Annotated in this window: 21 protein-coding genes and 1 tRNA gene; 9 read left to right on the forward strand and 13 right to left on the reverse strand. The window is 61.7% G+C overall.

Annotation, left to right across the window (positions count from 1 at the left end):
* Window positions 1-170 precede the first annotated feature (170 nt).
* Window positions 171-4,892, reverse strand: coding sequence for a glutamate synthase large subunit (gene gltB, locus QWJ46_RS10415; RefSeq protein WP_302751081.1), 4,722 nt, complete (start codon window positions 4,890-4,892; stop codon window positions 171-173).
* A gap of 539 nt (window positions 4,893-5,431) precedes the next feature.
* Between gltB and QWJ46_RS10420 the strand changes: the two genes are divergently transcribed.
* The gene (locus QWJ46_RS10420) at window positions 5,432-6,484 is read left to right on the forward strand and encodes a low specificity L-threonine aldolase (protein ID WP_302751082.1); all 1,053 of its coding nucleotides are present in this window, start codon (window positions 5,432-5,434) and stop codon (window positions 6,482-6,484) included.
* Between the two features lie 42 nt (window positions 6,485-6,526).
* On the opposite strand, the gene QWJ46_RS10425 is transcribed toward QWJ46_RS10420, so the two are convergent.
* Window positions 6,527-7,381: a LysR family transcriptional regulator gene (locus tag QWJ46_RS10425; protein ID WP_302751083.1), complete on the reverse strand. Its 855-nt coding sequence runs from the start codon at window positions 7,379-7,381 to the stop codon at window positions 6,527-6,529.
* A gap of 47 nt (window positions 7,382-7,428) precedes the next feature.
* On the opposite strand from QWJ46_RS10425, the gene QWJ46_RS10430 reads away from it, so the two are divergent.
* A complete protein-coding gene (locus tag QWJ46_RS10430) occupies window positions 7,429-8,478 on the forward strand; it encodes a bile acid:sodium symporter family protein (RefSeq protein WP_302751084.1) in 1,050 nt (349 codons plus the stop codon).
* A 72-nt stretch (window positions 8,479-8,550) separates the two neighbouring features.
* On the opposite strand, the gene QWJ46_RS10435 is transcribed toward QWJ46_RS10430, so the two are convergent.
* Entirely contained in the window at window positions 8,551-9,021 is a 471-nt protein-coding gene (locus QWJ46_RS10435) for an Hsp20 family protein (protein WP_184454986.1), read from the reverse strand.
* A gap of 396 nt (window positions 9,022-9,417) precedes the next feature.
* Between QWJ46_RS10435 and QWJ46_RS10440 the strand changes: the two genes are divergently transcribed.
* A complete protein-coding gene (locus QWJ46_RS10440; RefSeq protein ID WP_302751085.1) occupies window positions 9,418-10,392 on the forward strand; it encodes an alpha/beta fold hydrolase in 975 nt (324 codons plus the stop codon).
* A 70-nt stretch (window positions 10,393-10,462) separates the two neighbouring features.
* Here the strand turns inward: QWJ46_RS10440 and hisN are convergent, their stop codons facing one another.
* A complete protein-coding gene (gene hisN, locus QWJ46_RS10445) occupies window positions 10,463-11,236 on the reverse strand; it encodes a histidinol-phosphatase (RefSeq protein WP_302751086.1) in 774 nt (257 codons plus the stop codon).
* Window positions 11,237-11,504: 268 nt separating this feature from the next.
* Window positions 11,505-12,386, reverse strand: coding sequence for an N-formylglutamate amidohydrolase (locus QWJ46_RS10450; RefSeq protein WP_184454983.1), 882 nt, complete (start codon window positions 12,384-12,386; stop codon window positions 11,505-11,507).
* 188 nt (window positions 12,387-12,574) lie between these two features.
* Here QWJ46_RS10450 and cpdR1 point away from each other — a divergent pair, with 188 nt between their 5' ends.
* From cpdR1 to QWJ46_RS10470, 4 genes are all read left to right on the forward strand, one after another.
* Window positions 12,575-12,937 (forward strand): response regulator CpdR1, encoded by a 363-nt coding sequence (gene cpdR1, locus QWJ46_RS10455; RefSeq protein ID WP_003542883.1) that lies wholly within the window; start codon window positions 12,575-12,577, stop codon window positions 12,935-12,937.
* Window positions 12,938-13,021: 84 nt separating this feature from the next.
* Window positions 13,022-13,096: transfer RNA gene (locus tag QWJ46_RS10460), tRNA-Val, on the forward strand.
* Window positions 13,097-13,195: 99 nt separating this feature from the next.
* On the forward strand, window positions 13,196-13,477 hold the full coding sequence (locus QWJ46_RS10465) for a hypothetical protein (RefSeq protein WP_302751087.1): 282 nt from the start codon (window positions 13,196-13,198) through the stop codon (window positions 13,475-13,477).
* A gap of 601 nt (window positions 13,478-14,078) precedes the next feature.
* On the forward strand, window positions 14,079-14,573 hold the full coding sequence (locus QWJ46_RS10470) for a hypothetical protein (protein WP_184454982.1): 495 nt from the start codon (window positions 14,079-14,081) through the stop codon (window positions 14,571-14,573).
* A 6-nt stretch (window positions 14,574-14,579) separates the two neighbouring features.
* Here the strand turns inward: QWJ46_RS10470 and QWJ46_RS10475 are convergent, their stop codons facing one another.
* The 3 genes from QWJ46_RS10475 to QWJ46_RS10485 all read right to left on the reverse strand — a co-directional run bounded on the left by QWJ46_RS10475 (window position 14,580) and on the right by QWJ46_RS10485 (window position 15,951).
* Complete coding sequence (locus QWJ46_RS10475; protein ID WP_302751088.1) at window positions 14,580-15,305, reverse strand: hypothetical protein; 726 nt, start codon at window positions 15,303-15,305, stop codon at window positions 14,580-14,582.
* 160 nt (window positions 15,306-15,465) lie between these two features.
* Complete coding sequence (locus QWJ46_RS10480; RefSeq protein ID WP_302751089.1) at window positions 15,466-15,645, reverse strand: hypothetical protein; 180 nt, start codon at window positions 15,643-15,645, stop codon at window positions 15,466-15,468.
* 75 nt (window positions 15,646-15,720) lie between these two features.
* A complete protein-coding gene (locus tag QWJ46_RS10485) occupies window positions 15,721-15,951 on the reverse strand; it encodes a hypothetical protein (protein ID WP_302751090.1) in 231 nt (76 codons plus the stop codon).
* A gap of 349 nt (window positions 15,952-16,300) precedes the next feature.
* Between QWJ46_RS10485 and QWJ46_RS10490 the strand changes: the two genes are divergently transcribed.
* On the forward strand, window positions 16,301-17,392 hold the full coding sequence (locus QWJ46_RS10490; RefSeq protein WP_302751091.1) for a DUF475 domain-containing protein: 1,092 nt from the start codon (window positions 16,301-16,303) through the stop codon (window positions 17,390-17,392).
* Window positions 17,393-17,500: 108 nt separating this feature from the next.
* Here the strand turns inward: QWJ46_RS10490 and QWJ46_RS10495 are convergent, their stop codons facing one another.
* From QWJ46_RS10495 to QWJ46_RS10515, 5 genes are all read right to left on the reverse strand, one after another.
* Complete coding sequence (locus tag QWJ46_RS10495) at window positions 17,501-17,671, reverse strand: hypothetical protein (RefSeq protein ID WP_094299101.1); 171 nt, start codon at window positions 17,669-17,671, stop codon at window positions 17,501-17,503.
* 157 nt (window positions 17,672-17,828) lie between these two features.
* Entirely contained in the window at window positions 17,829-19,346 is a 1,518-nt protein-coding gene (locus tag QWJ46_RS10500; protein WP_011426797.1) for a tripartite tricarboxylate transporter permease, read from the reverse strand.
* A gap of 87 nt (window positions 19,347-19,433) precedes the next feature.
* Window positions 19,434-19,925, reverse strand: coding sequence for a tripartite tricarboxylate transporter TctB family protein (locus tag QWJ46_RS10505; protein ID WP_302751092.1), 492 nt, complete (start codon window positions 19,923-19,925; stop codon window positions 19,434-19,436).
* Window positions 19,922-20,866, reverse strand: coding sequence for a tripartite tricarboxylate transporter substrate binding protein (locus tag QWJ46_RS10510; protein ID WP_302751093.1), 945 nt, complete (start codon window positions 20,864-20,866; stop codon window positions 19,922-19,924). The genes QWJ46_RS10505 and QWJ46_RS10510 overlap by 4 nt, the downstream gene beginning before the upstream one ends.
* Window positions 20,867-21,159: 293 nt before the next feature.
* A complete protein-coding gene (locus tag QWJ46_RS10515) occupies window positions 21,160-22,206 on the reverse strand; it encodes an ABC transporter substrate-binding protein (RefSeq protein ID WP_184454975.1) in 1,047 nt (348 codons plus the stop codon).
* A gap of 326 nt (window positions 22,207-22,532) precedes the next feature.
* Here QWJ46_RS10515 and QWJ46_RS10520 point away from each other — a divergent pair, with 326 nt between their 5' ends.
* Entirely contained in the window at window positions 22,533-24,401 is a 1,869-nt protein-coding gene (locus tag QWJ46_RS10520; protein WP_302751094.1) for a tetratricopeptide repeat protein, read from the forward strand.
* The last annotated feature ends 91 nt before the right edge of the window (window positions 24,402-24,492 follow it).

A 24,492-nucleotide genomic window follows, 5' to 3' on the forward strand; every position in this document is an offset into this window, starting at 1 on the left:
GTCCCCGGAGTCCCGGGCGGGTTGCTTGTCTTGACCGTCATTGGAACAGATCTCCTGAAGGACACCGCGCGATCCGGGCGGCCTTTCGCCGTCGTCATTGCTACGGGTCGTCGAGATATTTCCGTCATCCGCCACCTGCAATCGGCAGGTGGCGGATGCTCCGGTTCAAATCATTCCGCGGCGATGCCCATCCTGCTACGCTCCATTTCCTCGAGCGCACGGCGATATTCCACAGGCATGACCTTGCGGAACTTCGGACGGTAGTCTGCCCAGCTGTCGAGAATCTGCTTGGCGCGAGCCGAGCCCGTATAGTGCAGATGATTGGAGATCAGCTGATAGAGGCGCTCCTCGTCGTGGCGCGTCATGTCGCCCGAGACGTCGACACGTCCCTTGTGCATGAGGTCGCCGCCGTGATGATGCAGCTTCTCCAGCATGTCGTCCTCCTCCGGCACCGGCTCGAGTTCGACCATCGCCATGTTGCAGCGGCTGGCGAAATCGCCGGCTTCATCGAGCACATAGGCGACGCCGCCCGACATGCCGGCCGCGAAATTGCGGCCGGTGGCACCGAGCACGACGACGACACCGCCGGTCATATATTCGCAGCCATGGTCGCCGACGCCCTCGACGATGGCGATCGCACCCGAGTTGCGCACGGCGAAACGTTCGCCCGCCACCCCGCGGAAGTAGCATTCGCCCTCGGTCGCACCGTAAAGCACGGTATTGCCGATGATGATCGAGTTTTCGGCGACGATCCGCGAATTCTCCGGCGGCCGGATGATAATTTTGCCGCCCGAGAGCCCCTTGCCGACATAGTCGTTGCCGTCACCGATCAGGTTGAAGGTGACGCCACGCGCCAGGAAGGCGCCGAAGCTCTGCCCCGCCGTGCCCCGAAGCGTCACATTGATCGTGTCTTCCTTCAGCCCGCGATGGCGGTAACGCTTGGCGACTTCGCCCGACAGCATCGCGCCGGCTGAACGGTCGACGTTCTTGATGCCGACCTCGAAGGCGACGGGCGTCTTGTCGGTCAGCGCCGGCTGTGCGAGCTCGATCAGCTTGCGATCGAGAATATCATCGATCGGGTGCTGCTGCCGGCTCGTCCAGAAAGTCTCCTCCTTGGCAGCCTCGACCTTGTGGAAGATTCGGCTGAAATCGAGGCCTTTCGCCTTCCAGTGCGCCAGCATCTCGTCCTTCTCGAGGAGCTCCGAAGCGCCGATAATGTCGTCGAGCCGGGTGAAGCCGAGCGAGGCGAGGATTTCGCGCACTTCGTTGGCGACGAAGAAGAAGTAGTTGATGACATGCTCCGGCGTGCCCTTGAAGCGCTTGCGCAGCACCGGATCCTGTGTCGCCACACCGACCGGACAGGTGTTGAGATGGCACTTGCGCATCATGATGCAGCCGGCTGCAATCAGCGGCGCGGTGGCGAAGCCGAACTCGTCGGCGCCGAGCAGCGCCCCGACGATGACGTCGCGGCCGGTCTTGAGGCCGCCGTCCACCTGCAGTGCAACGCGCGAGCGCAGACCGTTCAGCACCAGCGTCTGCTGGGTTTCGGCAAGGCCGATTTCCCACGGACTGCCGGCATGCTTGAGCGAGGTCAGCGGCGACGCGCCCGTGCCGCCATCGAAGCCGGCGACCGTGATATGGTCGGCGCGCGCCTTGGCGACACCGGCGGCGACGGTGCCGACGCCGACTTCGGAGACCAGTTTGACCGAGACGTCGGAGGTCGGGTTGACGTTCTTCAGATCGTAGATCAGCTGTGCCAGATCCTCGATCGAATAGATGTCGTGGTGCGGCGGCGGCGAGATCAGGCCGACACCCGGCGTCGAGTGGCGGGTCTTGGCAACGGTCGCGTCGACTTTATGACCCGGAAGCTGACCGCCTTCGCCGGGCTTGGCGCCCTGCGCCACCTTGATCTGCAGCACGTCGGCATTGACCAGATATTCGGTGGTGACGCCGAAGCGGCCCGATGCGATCTGCTTGATCGCCGAGCGTTCGGGGTTCATCGAACCATCGGAGAGCGGCATGTAGCGGTCGGATTCCTCGCCGCCTTCGCCGGTGTTCGACTTGCCGCCGATCCGGTTCATGGCGATCGCCAGCGTCGTATGCGCCTCTCTGGAGATCGAGCCGAAGGACATCGCCCCGGTCGAGAAACGTTTGACGATATCGGCGGCCGGCTCGACCTCGTCGATCGATACCGGCTTACGTCCGAGCGCCTCGGCGCTCTTGATGTTGAAGAGCCCGCGGATCGTGTTCATCCGCAGCGCCGAGTTGTTCACCATTTCGGAGAATTCGCGGTAACGATCCTCGGCATTGCCGCGCACGGCATGCTGAAGGGCTGCAACCGCGTCCGGCGTCCAGGCATGGCTTTCGCCGCGCATGCGGTAGGCATATTCGCCGCCGATATCGAGCGTTGTCGCCAGCAGCGGATCCTTGCCGAAGGCTGCGGTGTGGCGGGCAACGGTCTCTTCAGCGATCGCTTCGAGGCCGATGCCTTCGATCATCGTCGCGGTTCCGAAGAAATACTTATCGACCAGTTCCGACGACAGGCCGATCGCATCGAAGATCTGCGCGCCGCAATAGGACTGGTAGGTCGAGATGCCCATCTTCGACATCACCTTGAGGATGCCTTTGCCGACCGCCTTTATGTAGCGGTAGACGATTTCGGATGCATCGACTTCCTTCGGAAACTCGCCCTTGGCATGCATGTCGAGCAGTGTGTCGAAGGCGAGATAAGGGTTGATCGCCTCGGCGCCGTAGCCGGCGAGCAGGCAGAAGTGATGCACTTCGCGCGGCTCCCCCGTCTCGACGACGAGACCGACGGAGGTGCGAAGCCCCTTGCGGATCAGGTGATGGTGCACGGCAGCCGTCGCCAGCAGGGCCGGAATGGCGATTCTATCAGGGCCGATCTGGCGGTCGGAGAGCACGATAATGTTGTAACCGCCCTTGACGGCCGCCTCCGCGCGCTCGCAGAGCCGGTCGAGCATCTCAGGCATGCCGGCAGCACCGCGCTCGATATCATAGGTGAAATCGAGCGTCTTGGTGTCGAAGCGGTCTTCCGTATGGCCGATCGAGCGGATCTTTTCGAGATCGCCATTGGTCAGGATCGGCTGGCGCACTTCGAGGCGCTTGGCGTTTGCCATGCCTTCGTGATCGAGAATGTTCGGACGCGGGCCGATGAAGGAGACGAGGCTCATGACGAGCTCCTCGCGGATCGGATCGATCGGCGGGTTCGTCACCTGCGCGAAGTTCTGTTTGAAGTAGGTGTAGAGCAGCTTCGGCTTTTCCGACATCGCCGAAATCGGCGTATCCGTGCCCATGGAGCCGATTGCTTCCTGACCAGTCGTCGCCATCGGCGACATCAGGATCTTGGTGTCCTCGGTCGTGTAGCCGAAGGCCTGCTGGCGGTCGAGCAGCGACACGTCGCGGCGCAGCGCCCGCGGCTCCACCGGCTTCAGCTCTTCGAGGATCAGCTGGGTGCGGTCGAGCCAGTTACGATAGGGATGCGCCGTTGCAAGCTTCGACTTCACCTCGTCGTCGGAGATGATGCGGCCTTCTTCCATGTCGATCAGCAGCATCTTGCCCGGCTGCAGGCGCCACTTCTGGATGATCCTCTCCTCAGGAACCGGCAGCACGCCGGCCTCGGATGCCATGATGACGCGGTCGTCATCGGTCACGAGATAGCGCGCCGGCCTGAGGCCGTTGCGGTCGAGCGTCGCGCCGATCTGTCTGCCGTCGGTGAAGGCGACGGCAGCCGGTCCGTCCCACGGCTCCATCAGCGCGGCGTGATATTCGTAGAAGGCCTTGCGTTCGGCCGCCATCGACTGGTTGCCGGCCCAGGCTTCCGGGATCAGCATCATCACCGCATGCGCCAGCGAGTAACCCCCGCGCACCAGGAATTCCAGTGCATTGTCGAAACAGGCCGTGTCCGACTGTCCCTCGTAGGAAATCGGCCAGAGCTTGGAGATGTCCTCGCCGAACAGCGGCGAAGAGACCGAGGCCTGTCGCGCCGCCATCCAGTTGACGTTGCCGCGCAGCGTGTTGATCTCGCCGTTATGGGCGACCATGCGATAGGGGTGCGCGAGCTTCCATGAGGGGAAGGTGTTGGTCGAAAAGCGCTGGTGCACGAGAGCAACCGCGCTTTCGAACCGCGGGTCGGCCAAATCCTTATAATAGGCGCCGACCTGATAGGCCAGGAACATGCCCTTGTAGACCACCGTCGTCGACGACAGCGATACCGGATAGAAATTGCTCTCCTCGCCCTCGAACTCGTCATAGATGCGGTTGGAGATCACCTTGCGCAGCGTGAACAACCGGCGCTCGAACTCATCGTTGTTTTCGGCATCTTCGCCGGCGCCGATGAAGACCTGCACGTGATGCGGCTCGGTCGCGGCAATATCAGGCGCCTTGGAAAGCGAGGAATTGTCGACCGGCACGTCGCGGAAGCCGATGAAGACTTGGCCTTCCTCGACGATGACGTCCTTGATCACCTTCTTGAAGTGCTCGATCTGCTTTTCGTCGCGCGGCATGAAGATATGGCCGACGCCATATTCACCAACCGGCGGCAGAGTGATGCCCTGCGCCGCCATCTCCTCGCGGAAGAAGCGGTCGGGAATCTGCACCAGAATGCCGGCGCCGTCGCCCATCAGCGGATCGGCGCCGACGGCGCCGCGATGCGTCAGGTTCTCGAGAATGAAGAGGCCGTCCTTGACGATCTGGTGCGACTTCTCGCCTTTCAGATGCGCGACAAAGCCGACGCCGCAAGCGTCATGCTCGTTGGCAGGATCGTAAAGCCCCTGCTTCTTCGGCAGGCCGGAAGCGGATTTGGACGTCTTGGCCGTCGCGCGCGCCTCGGCAGCGGCAAACCGGTCAAACTCCATGGATGGCGTCTTCGTCATCGTCTTTCCTCCTGTCGAAGCCCGCGGGGCCGCGGGCGGCTTTTCGTCTTGCGCCGCAACCCGAAAACAGGTCCGTCGCATGACAGCGCTGTTGCATTGTGAAGATCGGCCGCAGACATCTGCTTTAAGGGAAAGCAAACCGCCGCGTTCCGCGCCTGCCATTCGCCTCCGCGCGCCGCCTGGGGCTTGACGCTTGGAAGAACTATAGCGTGAAAGCCCGTCGCTGCCAGGGTTTTCGGCGCCTCTTCGGCCGCAAGGGCCAAAATAGGACAGCAACACTGCCCTAATTCATCAGTTCCATGCCAGAAACGATCTCGGTCCGCAAGAGCGTCACGTCAAAAATCGTGATTTTGCGACGGAAGATTGCCAGATAATCCACAATGGAGAAATAAAATTACGCATATAAGCCCTATTCTTTTTATTGATTGCGTAATTCAATTTTCGTGATGTGTCGGGGGCGACAACCTTGATCCCGTGAAGCTTTGGCGTAAGGTCCGCTGCGAACCTCCCAGCTCCTTCCACTCCCCACGGTCTCCGCCATGTTCTTTGCTTCCGATAATTGGGCTGGCGCCCACCGATCCATTGCCGAACGCCTGCTCGCGGAATCGGCCGGCTTCGCTCCTGCCTATGGCGCCGGCGATCTCGACAAAAAGGTCGAGGCCCGCTTCTCAGAGATCTTCGAGCGTGAGGTTTCCGTCTTCTTCGTCGCCACCGGCACGGCCGCCAACTCGCTGGCGCTGGCGAGCGTCCAGCGGCCCGGCGGGATTACCTTCTGCCATTCGGAAGCCCATGTGATCGAAGATGAATGCGGTGCGCCGGAATTCTTCTCCGGCGCCGCCCGCCTAATGGCCGTTGACGGCGAAGCCGGCAAGATCGATCCGGCCAGGCTTTCGGCAAAGATCGCCCACTTCCCCGAGGATGCCCTTCGTCATGGCCGCGCCAGCGCTGTCACCATCACCCAGGCGACCGAGATCGGCACCGTCTATTCGCTGCCGGAGATCGGCGAGATCGCCGCCATATCGAGGAAGCGCAACCTGCCGCTCCACATGGATGGCGCCCGCTTCGCCAATGCATTGGTGGCCCTCGGCGCCACCCCAGCCGAAATGACCTGGAAGCGCGGCGTCGACATGCTATCCTTCGGCGGCACCAAGAACGGCTGCTGGTGCGCGGAAGCGATCGTCTTCTTCACCCCGGACCAGGCAAAGGAAATGCCTTTCATCCGCAAACGCGCCGCCCAGCATTTCTCCAAGTCGCGCTTCATCGCCGCCCAGTTCGATGCCTATTTCGAAAACGGCCTCTGGCTCGATCTCGCCCGCCATTCGAACACCATGGCCAGCCGCTTACGCGCCGGTATTGCCGCCAGCAGCGCCGGGCGCCTCGCCTGGCTGACCGCCTCCAACGAGGTGTTTGCCGTCATCAGCAGGAGTGCTGCTAGAACCGCAGAGGAAAAAGGTGCGAAATTCTATGAATGGCCAGCGCCTGCGGCAACGTCGGAACTCGTTTCCGAAAACGAAACCCTGATCCGCCTCGTCACCAGCTTCGCGACCACAGAAGCTGACGTGGATGGTTTCCTGAGGTGTCTGGCTGCCTGAGCGCCGCCCGGTAGGGCTTTCCTGATCGGTGACGGCGATGGGTCATGCGGACCTCAACCCCCTTACCTTTTGCAGAATATCGTCGGACAGCGCCGCGACCAGCACCTGATCCGCGCCCCTACGCGGCACCAAGACGAATTCCACGTCCTCGAGCACCGGCAGTTTTCCCGCGGCGATCTCTTTCAGTCCGGAAGGAGCCATACTGCGCGGCTGCACCAGCACACCCATTCCCGCCCGCGCTGCTGCCGTCAGCCCGCTCAGGCTGCCGCAGGTGCAGACGATCCGCCATGCCACTCGGTTTCGCCCGAGCGCTTCCAAAGCGATCGCCCGCGTGACGCTCGGCGGCGGAAAAGCGATCAGCGGCAATGGGCCGGAGGCGAGCACTCGTTCAGGATCGCGCGCCAGCCAGACGAGCGGCTCGCGATAGACCAGTTTTCCGCGCGCATCGCCAAGCCGGCGCTTGGCGAGCACCAGATCGATTTCGCCATTGTCCTGCATCTCATAAAGCACGCCTGAAAGCGCCACGGTCAGTTCCAGGTCGACCGACGGATGCGAACGAACGAAATCCTCCAGCACCGCCGGCAGCTGGCTGGTGACGAAATCCTCCGAGACGCCGAGCCGGAGGCTGCCGCGCAGGCTGGTGCTCTTGAACAGCGCCTGCACCTGCCCCTCGATCGAAAGCATGGCGCGCGCATGCGAAAGCAGCGCCTCGCCATCGCCGGTCAACATCACCTTGTGCGTGTCGCGCGCCAGCAGCTTGCGCCCAAGTGCGGCCTCCAGCCGCTGGATGTGCTGGCTGACCGTCGACTGCCCGAGGCCCAGCCTTTCTGCGGCGAGCGTGAAACTGCCCATCTGCTCGACGGCGACGAAACTGCGCAATTGCGAAAGATCCATCATGATATCCGGTTTCCCGATAACTGTTATTCCTTGCATCCTGCTTCATAATGAAGGAGAGAACAATGGCTAGTTCCTTTCGTCGCGAGACCGCCATGCGCCGCTTTCTGCCCGATACGTTCACAATCCTGCTCGCCTGCACCGTCATCCTCGCCTCCCTGTTTCCGGCGAGCGGCAGTTTTGCGGATTATTTCGGCATCGCCACCCATATTGCCATCGCGGCGCTGTTTTTCCTGCACGGCGCGCGCCTTTCCCGTGACGTCGTCATTGCTGGTCTGCTGCACTGGCGGCTGCATCTGATCATCCTGCTGACGACCTTCGGCATCTTCCCGCTGCTCGGGCTCGGGCTCGGCTTCATCCCCGACGCGATCCTGCCACGGCCGCTTTATCTCGGCATTCTCTTCCTCTGCGTGCTGCCGTCGACGGTGCAGTCGTCGATCGCCTTCACCTCAATGGCGGGCGGCAACGTGCCCGCCGCGATCTGCTCGGCCTCAGCCTCGAACATTTTCGGCATGTTCCTGACGCCGCTGCTGGTCGGCCTGCTCTTTTCCGTCGGCGGCCATGGCGGCTTCGCCTTCGACGCGCTTCAGCAGATCTTGCTGCAGCTGCTTGCCCCCTTTATCGTTGGCCAGATCCTGCAGCCCTGGATCGGCGATTGGATTCGCGCCAAGAAGAAGATCCTGATGCCGGTCGACCGCGGCTCGATCCTGATGGTGGTCTATCTCGCCTTCTCGACGGCGATCGTCGAAGGACTGTGGCACACTTTCTCGATTGCCGACATCGCCGTTGTCGTCGTCGCCGACGTCGTGCTTCTGGCGTTTGTGCTTGTTTTGACGATGTTCGGCAGCCGCTGGCTGGGCTTCGACAAGTCCGACGAGATCACCATCACCTTCTGCGGCTCGAAGAAGAGCCTGGCAAGTGGCGTGCCGATGGCAAACGTCATCTTCGCCGGCCAGTCGATTGGTGCGATCGTGCTTCCGCTGATGCTCTTCCACCAGATTCAGCTGATGGTCTGCGCCGTCATCGCCCAGAAATATGCCGCAGCAGCAGCCCGGCGCGTAACGGAACAGCAAATGAAGGACGCCGCCAGCCCGGCCTGAACAATAAGATGAACAGCAATAAAAAACGGCGCCCCGATCGGAGCGCCGTCCATTGTCCCTGAGGGACAGCTGTTAACCGCTGATGACCTGCGCCTCGATCGCCTTCGGAGCCTCGATCGGCTCGGCGGCAATCGTGATCTTGCGGGGCTTCATAGCCTCGGGAATATTACGCAGAAGATCGATGTGAAGCAGGCCATTCTTCAGCGAAGCGGCTGATACCTCGACGTGATCGGCAAGCTGGAAGCGGCGCTCGAAGGCGCGCTTGGCAATGCCGCGATAGAGGAATTCGCCGCCTTCGGCGGTTTCCTCGTTCTTTTCACCCTTCACGGACAGCACATGGGCGTGGGCTTCGATCGAAAGCTCGGTCTCGTCGAAACCGGCGACCGCCATGGTGATGCGATAGGTGTTTTCACCGGTGCGCTCGATATTATAGGGCGGATAGGTCTGTGCCTGCTCCGGCTGAGCAAGGCTGTCGAGCATGGTGAAGAGGCGGTCGAAACCGACCGTCGAACGATAAAGGGGAGAGAAGTCTACGTGACGCATGATGTCCTCCTAGGGAAGCGACGTGTTGCGATAAAATGCCCCTGAAACCCCATCTTGGCGGCCTCGGGACGGTTGCACGGGCCCTTTTGGCACCCGCAGGATGGAGATGGTGATGCGATTCGGGGAGTTCAAGACCGAAATCCCCTCGACCGGCCGTGAACCGCGCGTGAACGGCCGGTTCGGTAGGCGTTCAGACATGCCTGCCTAGAAATGACGATCTCGGGTGACACTGGCCCCGATGGCTGAAGTACATCGTCCCTTCTTCTTCAGTCTAAACTTGGGCCGGCCGCGAGCGCCCTCACGCTCCCGCCGGCCCTTTTTCCCCCTGCTTTCCAAGCCGGGCGCCATGCGGTATCCCTGATAGAGAAGCATTCAGCAGCGGCGCATTGGCAAGTCATGGATCAGGTTCTCTATTCGACGCCCGACAATCCCGTCCCGGAAAACCGCACCGAAGGGTTCTTCGAAACCCATGACGGCCACCGGCTGCGTTACGCCGTTTTCCGCTCCGGTGGCCAGGTCGCCAAGGGCACGGTCGTCATCATCCATGGCCGCAACGAATATATCGAAAAATATTTCGAGACGATCCGTGACTTGACGGGCAAGGGCCTCTGGGTCGCGACCTTCGACCTGCGTGGTCAAGGCGGTTCGTCGCGGCTCCTGAAGCGCCGTAATCACGGCCATATCCGCCGCTTTTCCGATTACGAGCGCGACCTCGACACCTTCCTCGAAAAGATAGTGCTGCCGGATACCCGCCTGCCCTTCTACCTGCTCGGCCATTCCACCGGCGGGCTGATCGCGCTGTCGGCCGCTCCCTATCTCACCACCCGCATCGATCGCATGGTGCTATCAGCTCCCTTCATCGGCCTGACCGGTCAGTCGGCCTCGCCTCGCGTCATCCGCACCCTCGCCGGCGCGCTGACGGCCGCCGGCCTTGGCTTCATGCCGCTGACTTCGAAGCTGAAGGATCCGGATTTCCGCGACAATCCGCTGACCTCGGACGAAACCCGCTTCGAGCGCAATGTAGCGATGATGAAGGCCTATCCGGAACTGACGCTCGGGCCGCCGACGGCCCGCTGGCTGACCGAAGCCTTCCGGACCATGGACCGGGTCACCTCGCCCAACCATCTCTTCTCGATCACCATCCCGACCATCGTCATCGCCCCGACACGAGACGGCGTCGTGCCCTACACGGCGCAGGAGCGGCTCTCGCGTTATTTCCGCGCCGGCCAGTTGGTGCCGATCAACGGCGCCCGCCATGAGATCTTCCAGGAACGGGATATCTATCGCGCCGCGGCGCTGGCGGCCTTCCACGCCTTCATCCCCGGCAGCGATGCCGAGGAAAATCATGATGTCGCCGCCCTCGGCACCTGAGCCGGATCAACCGAGCCGCCAGCAGAATCGGCCTTGCCGACCTGGGGCATCGGCTTTGCCGAGCCCGGGTTCAGCGCTGCAGGATGGCAATTGCCTGCTCGTAGACCGCGCGGCTGCCGGCGGCGATGATCGAACCGCCGTTTTCCGGCCGTCCGCCGTCCCAGGTGGTGATGATGCCGCCCGCCCCCTCGATGACGGGAATGATCCCGCCGACGTCATAGGGTTTCAGCCCGTTTTCGATGACGAGATCGATATGGCCGGCGGCAAGCAGCGCATAGGCATAGCAGTCGCATCCATAGCGGAAGAGCCGCACCTGACCCTCGATCTCCCGGTATTTCTCCATCTCCCCGCCGGCGAAGAGATGTGGCGAGGTCGTGAACAGAATGGCGCTCGAAAGCGCCTCGCACTGGCGCGTCACCAGCCGCCTTTCACCCTCCGGGCCGGTATAGATCGAGCCGTTCTCGTCGGCGAAATAACGTTCGCCGGTAAAGGGCTGCTCGATCATGCCCATGATCGCCCGGCCTTCCCTATGCAGGCCGATCAGCGTTCCCCAGACCGGCACGCCCGATATGAAGGCGCGCGTGCCGTCGATCGGATCGATCACCCAGACATAGTCCCGGTCGAGCCCGACATCGCCGTGCTCCTCGCCGAGAATGCCGTGGTCGGGGAAATTCTCCTCGATCAGCGCCCGGATAGCGAGCTCGGCCGCCCGATCACCTTCCGTCACCGGATCGAAGCCGGAAGAAAGTTTATTCGTGACATCGAGCCCGGAGCGGAAGCGCGGCAGCGTCTCGGCGCGGGCGACCTCCGCCAGACGATTGAAGAATGAATGGTCAGGAAGCATGGTGACACCGTTTGGCTGGCGGGAATGCGCTTTCATAGCGAAAACGAGCGGGAATGCAAACGAAGCGGGCAACCTCAGGCGAATTGCCCAAAGATATCGCAGCGCAATATATTGCTTGACATTTGTGCAACGCAATAGTAGCGTCGTCATTACAGTCTTCTGACTGTAAATACCCTCCTTGGGTGTTTCCTCCCTAGACTTAGCCGCGCTGACAAGCGCGGTTTTTTTTGGCCTGGGGAGGCAAGCCGAGAATCAGGAAATTGCAGGTTTACTCGGCGGCCAGCGCCCGATCGCCGGCGAATTTTTCGACATAATCCGCCATCTGCCGCATGAAGGCCGCGACGGCGTCGGCCACCGCGGCGAAATCCTCGCGCTTCTCCAGCGTCACCTCGTCGACATAGATCGCCCGGTTCACTTCGATCTGCAGCGCGTGCAGACCGCGCGAGGGACGGCCGTAATGCTCGGTGATGAAGCCGCCGGCATAAGGCTTGTTACGGATCGCAGCGAAGCCCATTTCCTCGAGGATGGCGATCGCGGCGCGTGAAAGTTCGGCCGAAGCGCTGGTGCCGTAGCGATCGCCGATGATGAAATCGGGCCGCCCGGTGCAACCCGCGACCCGCACATTGCCGGGCATCGAGTGGCAGTCGATCAGAACGCCGAAGCCGAACTGTACATGGGTGCGGGCGATAAGCCGGCGCAGCGCCGCGTGGTAGGGCTTGTAGACTGCCTCGACCCGATCAAGCCCCTCCTGCACCGGCAGCCGCCGTGCGTAGATCTCCATGTTCTCGGCAACGATGCGCGGAATGGTCCCGAGTCCGCCGGCGACCCTCAGCGAATTGATGTTGGCATAGGGCGGCAGCAGCCCGTCGAACATCCTGGGGTCGAGTTCGTAGGGCTCACGATTGACGTCGAGATAGGCCCGCGGAAAATTGGCGGCGAGCATTGGCGCGCCCAGTTCGACGGCCGAGCCGAACAGCTCGTCGACGTAATGGTCCTCCGAACGGCGGATCGCTATGCCTTCCAGCCTCGATTGGGCGATGAATTCCGGTGGATAAATGCGGCCGCTATGGGGAGAGTTGTAGACGAAGGGAATGGTCTGCGACACGGGCTCATGGACCTCAAAAAGCTCGTATTCGCGGATTTCCGGCACTTTCGGCCCTCTTTACCATGTCATGAACTGGCTGCTTCGTTCATGTTGCCAGTTGCCCGCCCTCAAGTCCATACTATGTAGAAGGGATGACTATCACGCACAGGCAATTCACCGGTTGTTTACCGGGCAAAGACTAGTGTAGACGGCTGGCAGCCCACCCAAAACCTATTGATTAGCGGTCTGGATTGATGACTCAGAAGATACTTCTCGCCGAAGACGACAATGATATGCGCCGTTTCCTGGTGAAAGCGCTCGAAAAGGCCGGCTACAAGGTCCTTTCTTACGACAACGGCGCCAGCGCCTATGACCGGCTGCGCGAGGAGCCGTTTTCTCTGCTCTTGACCGATATCGTCATGCCCGAAATGGATGGCATCGAGCTGGCGCGCCGGGCCACCGAACTCGATCCCGATCTGAAGGTGATGTTCATCACCGGTTTTGCCGCCGTGGCGCTGAACCCCGATTCGAAGGCGCCGAAGGATGCCAAGGTCCTTTCCAAGCCTTTCCACCTGCGCGACCTCGTCGATGAGGTCAATAAAATGCTTGCCGCGTAAGGCTTGTCGGGCGGCGCGTCACAAAACTGAAAAAAGCCTATTGACGGCTCCGAAGGTTTTGTGATCTATGCGCCGCCATCGGATGGGCGTGTAGCTCAGCGGGAGAGCACTACGTTGACATCGTAGGGGTCACAGGTTCAATCCCTGTCACGCCCACCATCCTAATTCGCTGAAAAGCAAAGGCCTTTCGAGAAATCGAGAGGCCTTTTGACATAGTGGCCCGCAGGTTCGATAAATCTGACAATAGGAGTTCTCAGCGTGGCGCAGGTCATTAAACGACGCAAAACTCTCGTGGTGTCCAACGACAAGATTTCGCTGGCAAAAGGTATCAGCCTTCCCAAGGGACGCTACCCCGTCACTGCCGAATATGTTGTATCTCACCTGCGAGGCAGGCCGGTCGAGCAAGCTGGCCGGGTGATGCTCCATCTGACGCGGCAAAACCTCCTGGACTACGGCGTTGATCTGACCGGCAGCGCGATGCTGGGCAGCGACATCGATGTGAGCGGCAATGTGGCGCGCAAGGAAGCTATTCTGGAGTGATTTGCAGAGCATAGACGGTTGACCACTGTCCTTGCCCCACAGGGATGCGCCTCCTGAGAGTGGCCAAGCCAATTTCGGTTACAAAACCATGTGAATTTTTGCCGATCCGGCGTACGGGGCATTCGCCTCTCGACCGGCAGTGCCGCAGTTTTTCCGCCCCTCGCCTCGCCGGGCTTCCACGGCACCTGCGCCCACGAAGTGCTGCTCGAACGAACTTGCAAGCCGTCACCCCCGCCGCGGCCTGACTTCCATCTTCACCATAGCGACCGGTGAAAGAGGCAAGCAACTGTCCGGTTTTTACCCGAGTCATGCAGATGGCGGCGCGCCCTCATATGAGGACGCGCTCATTCGAGCATCAATTGCATACCATTGCTGATGAGCGCCGCCATTATTGGACGTCACATCGCTCCCTTGCCGATGTCCCGCAAATTATGCCGTTGCTGGACCTTTTAGCCAGCAAGCTCAGCCGACGTTCGGCCCGTCGGCGACCGGCGGAATCTTTATGCTGCACGGAACCAAATTTCGGACACAGAGCCATGCCATGGCGGATCGAAGGTGAAGCGGTGATTCGCCTCGCCAGGACATGGGATTTGAGATCGAAATGAAGTTATCCGCGCTTGTTGTCGCCGGCCTTGTTGCCGCCGTCCTCGCCTTGCCAGCCGCCGCCGCGCCGGCCTCCCCGCCTGAGACATTTCCCGGCGCTCCCGGCGTCATTACGCTTTCCGGCAAATGCGCCAGACTGGTCGTCGCCAAATTTGACGCCACCAAGGGCTGCAAAAACGAGCTTGCCAGCGTCACTCTGGCCAACGGTTCGGTGACCTTCATCTTCACTTCAGATGGAAAGGCGCTCGGCTTCCAGGGCGATGGCAGTGGCATCAAGCCAGCCTCCAACGGCAATGCTCGCCTGCCGTTGAGCCTCGTCACGACGGGCGTCGGCAACAAGATGACCGGCCAGGTCAAGGTCGCCGGCTTCTGCACCTTCGGCAATCCCTATGCCGGCGAGCCGATCGCGATCGAATGCACCGCCGAAAGCAAGGACTCCTCCTTCACCGGCAGCTTCCGCACCGGCGGCAAGCTGGTGAAAAAGGGGAAATAGCTCCCGTCAGGCGGCGCACCACGCGCCGCCGGCAGCCCCCGGCTGGCGCGCCAGCCCTTCCTTGATCAGCTGCGCGCCAAAAGAGCGCCCGTCGCGCGAGACGATCCGCTGCGCGCCCGAGGGCTCGGTCTTTCCAGCCGCGTCGATGGTGAAGGGGCCGGCGTTCAGAAGCGCCAGCAGGCGCAGCTTCGCGGCGAAGGCCACCCTGCGTTCGTCATCGCAGCGCGCCTGGTCGGCCACCGGGCTTGCCATATCGGCAATGACGATCTTTTCGCCCTTGTACCAGAAGACGCCGCCGTCGCCGACGCAATTGATGTGCGCGCCCTGCCCGCAATAGCCGAAGGCGCCCGTCGCCGTCTGCTGAGCCCCGGGAGAGGCCGGGGCCGGCACCGCCTTGACCGGCTGGATTGCCGGCGTCGGGATTGTGGCAGGCGGCAGCGGCTGCGCCTGCAGCGTCGGCGGCGCGGCTCTCGGCATCGGTGCGGCAAGCGCCACCTGCTTCTGCGGCACATCCTTCCTGGCAACAGGTCTCGGCTCCGCCATTTCCCGTGCGGTCGGCGCCGACTGCCGTTCAAGCATAGGCTGAAGGCTCTTCCAATTGTCGTGAGCGACGATACCGCCGATCGCGGCAATGCCGATCACCGCCCAGGGCAGCAATCCACCGCTGCTGCGCGCTCTGCTCTTTCCTCTCGCCAGCGCCTTGCGGCGGCCGCGTCTCGCTGTCTTGGCCATGTATCCGAATCCCGTGAGGCCGGGATTATCGCTGTCCAATCCTTTCCGAAAGGTTGGCGTCAGCCGTTATCTTTGACGGCGTGTTGATTGGCACAAAGGCTGATAGACAGCGAAACGCCCGGCATCGCCGAGCGCCTATCTCTGCAAAACTATCTTCCGCTTATTCCGGATTGACGGCCGAAGGCTCGTTTTTTCCGGCCGATGCCACGCCGCTGATCGGCGAAGCGATCGGCTGTTTGCCTTTGCCGATCTCGATGCGCTTGTCGGCCCCCTCGCGGATGGCCTGCCATTCATTTTCGTGCCGGATAACAATATCCCGCGCCACAAAGTTCATTGTCATATGTTTCTCACCCTGTTTCAAATCGCCCTGTTTCAAATCGACGTCAGCACGCCGAAGAGGCCTTCGGAAGAGGCGTTATTTCTTCGTTTTCGCCTGACTTTTAATGTCGGGACCACCTTTGGAAAGGTCCGCGCCGGTCACATGCGCCGGCACGTGAATGTCATGGATGACGCCGGGCGTCAGCGTCAGGTCGACATGATGTGGCGGCAGCACCTGTGCCTTCTGCATACGATTCGGTTTCGCCCGCTTCATGCGGTCGGATGCCTCCGTGCGCTTGTCGGGAACATGGGTCGAAGTGTGCATCATCGGCCTCCTTTCAGCTCAACCAGGGTTTAACGAGCAGCGGCCCCCTATGGTTCCCGAAAAATTGCCGTTTTCTTTGGCGCGTTTGGCCTTGACTGGTTCGGGAAGTAGATTACCTAGGGCCTATCCCGCAGCCTTCCAGACATCGGCTACGGGGAACATTGGTGCCGGGCCCCTCTGGCGAGAGTTTTTACGGCGCTCTCGTGATGTCGGTACCGCCTGCAGCTCAGCCGGCGGATTTTTCATCGATGAAAAAGCTCACCATGCCTCGTCGGCATGCCCGTTGTGGCATGCCGCGTTTTTATAGTATCTCCACCCTCTCCAACACGCTTTGCGGCCGCGAGGTGCGGCCATGAACCAGTCCCAGACCAATAGATCCTCGCTCGGCTATTTCCGCTGGGCTTTCATCGTCACGGTCCTCGGCCTTATTCTCGGCGCCGTGCTTGGTTGGCAGACGACCGGCACGATCGGCGGCATGGCGACCGTCTTCTTCATCTGTGCCGTGCTTGCGGTGCTGGAGATTTCGCTCTCCTTCGACAATGCCATCGTCAATGCCAACAAACTGAAGGAGATGACGCCGGTCTGGCAGAAGCGCTTCCTTACCTGGGGCATCATCATTGCCGTCTTCGGCATGCGCATTGTCTTTCCGTTGGCGATCGTCGCCATCGCCGCACGCATCGGCCCCTGGGATGCTCTGGTGCTGGCCGCCCGCGAACCCGAGGAATATGCCCGCATCATGAACGATGCGCATCTGCCGATCGCAGCCTTCGGCGGCACCTTCCTGATGATGGTCGGCCTCAGCTATTTCTTCGATCATGAGAAGAAGATCCATTGGCTTCGCGGCCTGGAGAAGGTGATGGCGCGCTCGGCCACCATCAGGGGCATCGAGATCGCCTTCGTGCTGGCGCTGATGCTTGTCTTCTCCTGGCTGATCGGCGGCGAGGAAGCCAGCGTCTTCGTCCATTGCGCCATTTACGGCCTGCTCACCTTCCTCGCAGTCGAGGTCGTCGGCGAGTTGCTCGATGCGTCGCAGCAGACGATGAGCGCTGCCGCCAGGGGCGGCCTCGGCGCCTTCATCTATCTGGAGGTGCTGGATGCCAGCTTCTCCTTCGACGGCGTCATCGGCGCCTTCGCCTTGACGCAGAACCTCTTCGTCATCGCGATCGGCCTCGGCATCGGCGCCATGTATGTGCGCTCGATGACGATCATGCTGGTGGAGAAGGGAACGCTTGCCGAATACCGCTATCTCGAACATGGCGCCTTCTACGCCATCCTGATCCTCGCGGTGATCATGTATGCGCAAACCCTGGTGCACATTCCCGAAGTGATCACCGGTCTCGGCGGCGCGGCTCTGATCGGCCTGTCGCTCTGGTCGTCCATTCGCCACAACAAGCGCGAGCGGGCAGAAGATCACGCCGACCGGCGGGAAGAACTGCACGCCTGACGTGGCAGACAATTAAAGGTCGCAACGCGCCTCAGCGTTGCGGCTACTCCGACATAAACCGCGACCACCCGGTTGCGGGCTGTTTCATTCCTGCATGCCTTGAACGGCTTAGCGGATGACCTGACCGAACGAAGCCGGATCGATGCCAAGCTCCTTGAGGTCGCGGGCGCGCGGACGACGGCCGGCTTCGACAGCGGCGCTGACGGCGTTGGCGGCGCTCAGCGCAGCAAATGCGCGGCCCAGGAAGCCGGCGTGGACTGAATTTCGTATGGCGGACATTGTCCTGTTCCTCTTGCTTTATGATTGACCACTCATAGATGGCAGTGCGCTGTCGCATCGACAATGCATGTAAAATCACCGCAGCCATGCAAAAAGAAGAGGCCGGCGCATGGTTCCATGGCCGGCCTCCAGGCAGGGGTAAGGTTGTCTTTTTCTTCTAGTCTTCGTTTGCCGCCAGCTGCGACAGCACCTGGCCCCGACCGCGGATGCGCAGGATCAGCGGGATCAGGAAGGCAGCCGCCGCAACGATTAGAAGGCCTGCCGCGATCGGTGACATCACCAGCGTCGTCACATCGCCCTGGCTGATCGCCAGTGCACGGCGCAGCTGCTGCTCGGCCAGCGGCCCGAGGATGAGGCCGACGACGGCAGGTGCGATCGGATAGCCGAAGAGCCGCATCACATAGCCGAGCAGGCCGAAGGCGAGCAGCATGCCGAGTTCAAACACCGAAGGGTTGGCGCCGATCGTTCCGAGCGTCGCAAACAGCAGGATGCCAGCATAGAGCCACGGCTTCGGAATGGTCAGCAGCCGCACCCAGAGCCCGATCATCGGCAGGTTGAGGACGAGCAGCATCGCATTGGCGATGAGCAGGCTGGCGATCAGACCCCAGACGAGCTGCGGATTGGTGGCAAACAGAAGCGGCCCGGGCTGCAGCCCGTATTGCTGGAAACCGGCGAGCATGATCGCCGCCGTCGCCGTCGTCGGCAGGCCGAGGGTCAGGAGCGGCACCAGCGTGCCGGCGGCGGAGGCATTGTTCGCCGCCTCGGGACCGGCCACGCCTTCGATCGCGCCATGGCCGAATTCTTCCGGGTTCTTCGCCAGCCGCTTTTCGGTCGAGTAGGACAGGAACGTGCCGATTTCAGCGCCGCCCGCCGGCATCGCGCCGATCGGGAAACCGATCAGCGTGCCGCGAAGCCAGGGCTTCCAGGAGCGCGACCAGTCCTGTGCGTTCATCCAGAGCGAACCCTTGACCGCCTCCACTTGCTCCGCGACCCGGTTGCCCTGCGCTGCGATATAGAGCGTCTCGCCGATAGCGAACATCGCCACCGCCAGCGTCGTCACTTCGACGCCGTCGAGCAGGTCGGGAATGCCGAAGGAAAGCCTGGCCTGTCCCGTCTGCTGGTCGATGCCGACCATGGCAAGCGCGAAACCGATGAACAGCGCGGTCAGGCCTCGAAGCGCCGAATCTCCAAAAGCCGAGGAGACGGTAACGAAGGCGAGCACCATCAGCGCGAAATATTCCCGCGGCCCGAAGACCAGCGCCAGCTTGACAATGTAGGGCGCGATGAAGGCGAGTCCGAGCGTGGCGATGAGGCCGGCGACGAAGGAGCCGATCGCTGCCGTCGCCAATGCGGGTCCGCCGCGCCCGGCCCGCGCCATCTTGTTGCCTTCGAGCGCGGTGACGATCGAGGCGCTTTCACCCGGCGTGTTGAGCAGGATCGACGTCGTCGAACCGCCGTACATGCCGCCGTAATAGATGCCGGCGAACATAATCAGCGAGCCGCCCGGATCGAGCTTGTAGGTGGCCGGCAACAGCAGTGCCACGGTGAGCGCCGGGCCTATGCCGGGCAAGACGCCGACGGCAGTGCCGAGCGTCACGCCGACCAGCGCATAAACCAGGTTCATCGGCTGCATCGCAACCAGGATACCCTGCCATAGAAATTCGAATGTGCTCATCTTGGTGTCCCAGGCGGCGCTCTCGTCCGTGCCTTCGCAATCGGTCGCCGCGAAAAATCAAAAGAGCTGACAGCGCGTCCCGCGCGGTCAGAAGAACAGATGTTCGAGCGGCCCGGCCGGCAGCGTCAGCTGTAGGAGCTGCGAGAAGATCGACCAGACGACGAAGCTGAAAACGATGCCGATCGGCAGCGAGATCCAGAGCTTGCGTTTTCCGAAGCCGCGTGCGGTCAGCGCAAACAGTATACCGGTCGCAATCGAGAAGCCGGCAACGCGCAGAAGCAGCATCTGGCAGGCGAGACCGGCGACGATCCAGATGACGGGCGCCACTTCTTGCTTGTCCCGCTCCGGGAACTCGCCGCGCCAAGCTTCGGCGACGGTCCAGATGCCAAGACAGAAGAGCCCGAACGCCACCACCTCAGGCACCGTTGCCGGACCGATGCGGGCGTACTGTGCGATCGTTTTCAGATGCGTTGCATCCCAGGCCATCACACCCGCGATGGCGAAGAGGAAAACGGCAATGATGAACGCCGCCCAATCAGGGCGGCGTGTGGTTGCCGAGGAGGTCTTATCCTCGCTCATTGAACAAGTCCGATCTCTTTAAGAATGCCCTCGGTAGCGGAGACGTCCTGTTCGAGCTGCGCCTTGAAGGCATCGCCGGAAAGATAGGTGTCGGCCCAGCCCTTGGTCTTCAGGGTCTCCTGCCAGGTGGCAGAGCTGTGCAGCTTCTCGAAATCGGCAGTGATCTTGGCGACCTCGTCGTCCGACAGGCCGGGGGCTGCGGCAACCATGCGCCAATTCTGGATGCTGACGTCGGTGCCGGCTTCCTTCAGCGTCGGGGCATCGACACCGTCGATGCGCTTGTCGCTGGAAACGGCGAGGAGACGCAGCATGCCTGCTTTCACCTGCGATTCGAACTCGCTGTAGCTCGAAACGCCGGCTGTGACCTGGTTGCCGAGAATGGCTGCGAGCGCTTCACCGCCGCCAGAGAAGGCGACATAGTTGATCTTCGTCGGGTCGACGCCGGAAGCCTTGGCAATCAGTCCTGCGGTGATGTGGTCGGTGCCGCCGGCCGAGCCGCCGCCCCAGGAAACCGAGCCCGGATCCTTCTTCAGCGCCGCGACCAGATCGGCCATCGTCTTGATCTCGGACGCGGCGGGAACGACAATGGCCTCATATTCGCCGGTCAGACGGGCAATCGGCGTCACATCCTTGAGCGTCACCGGCGATTTGTTGGTGAGGATGGCGCCGACCATGACATAGCCGCCGACGATCAGCGAATTCGGGTTGCCGGCAGCCTGGCTGGCAAACTGCGCAAGGCCGATGGTGCCGCCGGCGCCGGGAACGTTCTGGACCTGTACGTTGCCGGCGATCTTCTCCTGCTGCAGCGCAGCCTGCAGCGAACGGGCCGTCTGATCCCAGCCGCCGCCGGGAGCGGCCGGCGCGATGATGGTGTAGTCGGCCGCATAGGCCGGCAGCGCGATTGCGGCGGCAAGAATGGTTGCGATGAACGTATGCTTCACGATGTGTCCTCCGTGGGCGATTGAGCGAACCGCCTGTTATTCTCGAGTGAATCGGGAGGGGTGGCCGGCCAGCGGACGCAGTTGTCCTGAATGACGAGCGGAATGCCTCCCAAGGCTTCAATTCTCCGCCTCCACGGAGAAGAAGTAGCCAAAGCCACCACAACAACCTGTCATCTAGCTGACATCGGCAAGATATCCAGAAGGAGAAGCCACTTTTTTGCCGTAATTGGGCCAGCAGCCCGCCGAGGAGTAACAGATATTGACGTCATGAAGCGGCCGAAAGCTGGCCTTCTTCACTGTGCCCGCAGAACCTCGTTCCAATGCGCGATCAGCCGCGCACGCTTTACCTGGTCGAGATAGACCATCAGCCCGGGACTGACCGGCACCGGCCGAAGTTGGGCGCCGAGCAGTTCCTGCAGCGTATTGGCAGTGTTTTCGCCCGCCACCTCCGGGCTGACGGCCGGGATCTGCAGCTCGCGCGCCATGATCGTCTGGCCCACCTTCGACATGAAAAAGGCAAGGTAGCGGCGCCCGAGTTCCGGCTCGGCTGCAGCCTGCGGCACCAGCCCGATGCGCGACATCACCACCGTATAGTCCTTCGGCAGCACGATGCCGACATCCGGGTGCCGCGAAGCCCAGTCAGCGGCGTAAGAACCGAGAATATTATAACCGAGCACGAAGCGCCCGTCGGCCACGCGTTCGAGGATCGCAGAGCTCGTCGAGTAAAGTTTGACGCCGGCCGCACCCATCGCGCCGATCACCGACCAGATGTCGCCGAATTGCTCCTGGTCGCGCGCCATGAAGAGAAAACCGACACCGGAGCGCTCGATATCGTAAGTGCTGATCCGGCCATAGACCGCATTGCCCTTGCGCTTCAGATAGTCGACGAGTTCCGCACGCGAGCTCGGCACCGGCTCGTGCGCGAAGCTCGGCTTGTGATAGACGAACACCGCCGGCTCGAAGGTCAACGCATAGGCGGTATTGCGCCAATTCGCCCATGTCGGCCAAGCAGCACTCATCGGCAGATTGCTGACCTGCGCATAGCCGTCGTTGGAAAGCTTCACCTGCAGGTCCATTGCCGAGGAAAAGGCAAAATCCGCCGTTTTGCCGCCTGCATCCGTTTCCCTGACGATCCGGTCGTAGATTTCGCCGGTCAGCATGTCCTCATATCTGACCGCGACATCAGGATTGGCCTCCTGGAACCCCCGGATCATCGGCTGCGCCAAGGGCTCGTCGAGCGAAGAATAGACCGTCAGCACCGGTGCGGCTGTATTGCCCGACTTCGCCGGATAGAAGGCTTGGTCGGCCAGCACGCAACCCGGCCAGAACGCCAGCAGCAAGATGAAAATTCTCCTCATGCAGCAACAATGCCTGAGCATACAGAGAGGAGCAAGGGCGTGACCGGACCTGCAGCGAGCGTCGCCTGCATTGCGACGGATCCGCAGCAGCCAACGTGTCGGTCCGACACCCCTTTGACCATAAATGATTATGACTCCGCGTCATCCTTCACCCGTTTTGAGTATTGATGAAGATTGGGGACGATATAGGGTGCGCTGCCGCGTCAAAACGTCGAAGCCGCCCGAATTTACTTCTTCGGGAGACGACTATACGCGACAAAAAACTCTAAAAAAGCTAGATTGACCTGGGAAGACCCATGGGAGGGGTCATGGAACGACGACTGAGCGCTATTCTCGCTGCGGATGTCGTCGGCTACAGCCGACTGATGGGCATTGATGAGTCAGGCACCTTGCAGGCGCTGAACCGCCATCGCTGCGAGTTGGTTGACGTTCGTATTTCGGACTACAAGGGCCGGATCGTCAAACTCACCGGCGATGGCATCCTTGCCGAATTCCAGAGCGTGGTGAATGCCGTCGCCTGCGCCGCCGAAATACAGCGCAGCATGTCGGCCCGCAACGAGAACGTGCCGAAGGAAGAGCGCGTCGAATTCCGTATCGGCATCAATCTCGGCGATGTCGTCGTCGAGAACGGCGACATATTCGGCGACGGCGTCAATCTTGCCGCAAGGCTTGAGCGTATCGCAGCACCGGGCGGCATCGCCGTGTCGGCCTCCGTGCGCGACCAGGTCGGCTCGCGCCTCAATCTCGGGTTCGAATTCATCGGCGAGCACATGCTGAAGAATATCAGGCAGCCCGTTCAGGTCTACACCGTCACCCTGGCGCCGCCCTCCTCCACCAGGCTGGTGGCTGAGAATCGCAATACCTGCTTCATTGCCGTGCTGCCCTTCACAAATATGAGCGGCGACGCCGATCAGGATTATTTTTCCGACGGCATCACCGAAGACATCATCACCGATCTCTCGAAGATCTCGAGCCTGCACGTCGTGCCCCGCAACACCATCTTTACCTACAAGGGCATATCGGTGAAGTTGAAGCGCCTCGCCCAGGAACTCGGAGTGCGTTATGTGCTCGAAGGGAGCGTGCGCATCTTCGACAAGCGCGTACGCATCTCCGGCCAGCTGATCGACACTGCCAATGGCGACCATCTCTGGGCCGAGCGTTACGACCGCGACCTCACCGACATCTTTGCCATCCAGGACGAGATCACCCAGGCGATCGTCAGCCAGCTGAAGGTGCGCCTGCTGCCGGAGGAGAAGAAGGCGATCGCCAACGAACCGACGGCCAATGTCGAGGCCTACACCTACTATCTCAGGGGCCGCCAGCTCTCCCACAGCTGGACGAAATCCTACCTGCAGCTCGCAAGGCGCATGTTCTGCAAGGCGGTGGAACTCGACCCTGATTACGCCCGGGCCTATGCCGGCATCGCCGATTGCGACGCTGCGATCCGCGACTGGGCGCCCGACGATGTGCCGCTGAGGCGCATCCTCGACATGAGCGCTCGGGCGCTTCAGCTCGATCCCGATCTTCCCGAAGCCCATGCCTCGCATGGCTTGGCCCTGCATCAAAGCGGCCTCGATGATCGGGCGGCGGCCGCTTTCGAACGTGCCCTCACGCTCGACCCGAACCTCTTCGAGGCGAATTTCCATTACGCCCGGTTCTTCTTCATGCGCGGCAACTTTGCCGAATCCGTGCAATATTTCACCCGCGCCGCCGAAATTCGCCCTGACGACTACGTCTCGCCGATCCATCTGATGTCGGCCTACCGCTCGCTCGGCCGTCCGGTGGATACGGAAAACTGGGCGAGACTCGGCCTGCTGCGCGCCGAACGTGCGCTGAATCTCAATCCCGAAAACTCCGGCCCGGCCCATCGCGGCGCGCTGGCGCTTGCCCATCTCGGCGACGCGACGCGGGCACGCGACTGGGCCGCCCGCGCGATCGCCATCGATCCCGACGACATTGTCGCCCAGTATAATCTTGCCTGCGTCTATTCCGTCCTCGGCGATACCGACCGGGCAATCGACCTGCTCGAGAAGCTGCTGCCGCACAGCTCCGTCTATCACATCAAATGGTTCAACAATGATTCCGACCTCGACAACATCCGCGGCGATCGCCGCTTCCGGCAGTTGCTCGCCGCCGCGATGACGCAGCGCGAACAGATTGAGAGAACCGGCAGCTGAAGTCTCGTCCCCGGCCATTCACCGAATTTTGAAAATCGCTATGACATCGCTCCGCCACCTCTGTAATCTCGCTGAAAACAGGGGAACCATC

This window comes from Rhizobium sp. CBN3 (assembly GCF_030518245.1).
GTDB lineage: Bacteria > Pseudomonadota > Alphaproteobacteria > Rhizobiales > Rhizobiaceae > Rhizobium > Rhizobium aethiopicum_A.

What these genes read in the sequence shown, in the direction of transcription:
- QWJ46_RS10505 (WP_302751092.1), bottom strand. Translation starts at nt 19,925, where the DNA reads ATGAGCGAGGATAAGACCTCCTCGGCAACCACACGCCGCCCTGATTGG.
- QWJ46_RS10435 (WP_184454986.1), bottom strand. Translation starts at nt 9,021, where the DNA reads ATGCGTCACGTAGACTTCTCTCCCCTTTATCGTTCGACGGTCGGTTTC.
- QWJ46_RS10500 (WP_011426797.1), bottom strand. Translation starts at nt 19,346, where the DNA reads ATGAGCACATTCGAATTTCTATGGCAGGGTATCCTGGTTGCGATGCAG.
- QWJ46_RS10520 (WP_302751094.1), top strand. Translation starts at nt 22,533, where the DNA reads ATGGAACGACGACTGAGCGCTATTCTCGCTGCGGATGTCGTCGGCTAC.
- QWJ46_RS10440 (WP_302751085.1), top strand. Translation starts at nt 9,418, where the DNA reads ATGGATCAGGTTCTCTATTCGACGCCCGACAATCCCGTCCCGGAAAAC.
- QWJ46_RS10470 (WP_184454982.1), top strand. Translation starts at nt 14,079, where the DNA reads ATGAAGTTATCCGCGCTTGTTGTCGCCGGCCTTGTTGCCGCCGTCCTC.
- QWJ46_RS10495 (WP_094299101.1), bottom strand. Translation starts at nt 17,671, where the DNA reads ATGTCCGCCATACGAAATTCAGTCCACGCCGGCTTCCTGGGCCGCGCA.
- QWJ46_RS10430 (WP_302751084.1), top strand. Translation starts at nt 7,429, where the DNA reads ATGAAGGAGAGAACAATGGCTAGTTCCTTTCGTCGCGAGACCGCCATG.
- QWJ46_RS10490 (WP_302751091.1), top strand. Translation starts at nt 16,301, where the DNA reads ATGAACCAGTCCCAGACCAATAGATCCTCGCTCGGCTATTTCCGCTGG.
- QWJ46_RS10480 (WP_302751089.1), bottom strand. Translation starts at nt 15,645, where the DNA reads ATGACAATGAACTTTGTGGCGCGGGATATTGTTATCCGGCACGAAAAT.
- QWJ46_RS10420 (WP_302751082.1), top strand. Translation starts at nt 5,432, where the DNA reads ATGTTCTTTGCTTCCGATAATTGGGCTGGCGCCCACCGATCCATTGCC.
- QWJ46_RS10475 (WP_302751088.1), bottom strand. Translation starts at nt 15,305, where the DNA reads ATGGCCAAGACAGCGAGACGCGGCCGCCGCAAGGCGCTGGCGAGAGGA.
- gltB (WP_302751081.1), bottom strand. Translation starts at nt 4,892, where the DNA reads ATGACGAAGACGCCATCCATGGAGTTTGACCGGTTTGCCGCTGCCGAG.
- QWJ46_RS10485 (WP_302751090.1), bottom strand. Translation starts at nt 15,951, where the DNA reads ATGATGCACACTTCGACCCATGTTCCCGACAAGCGCACGGAGGCATCC.
- QWJ46_RS10425 (WP_302751083.1), bottom strand. Translation starts at nt 7,381, where the DNA reads ATGATGGATCTTTCGCAATTGCGCAGTTTCGTCGCCGTCGAGCAGATG.
- hisN (WP_302751086.1), bottom strand. Translation starts at nt 11,236, where the DNA reads ATGCTTCCTGACCATTCATTCTTCAATCGTCTGGCGGAGGTCGCCCGC.
- cpdR1 (WP_003542883.1), top strand. Translation starts at nt 12,575, where the DNA reads ATGACTCAGAAGATACTTCTCGCCGAAGACGACAATGATATGCGCCGT.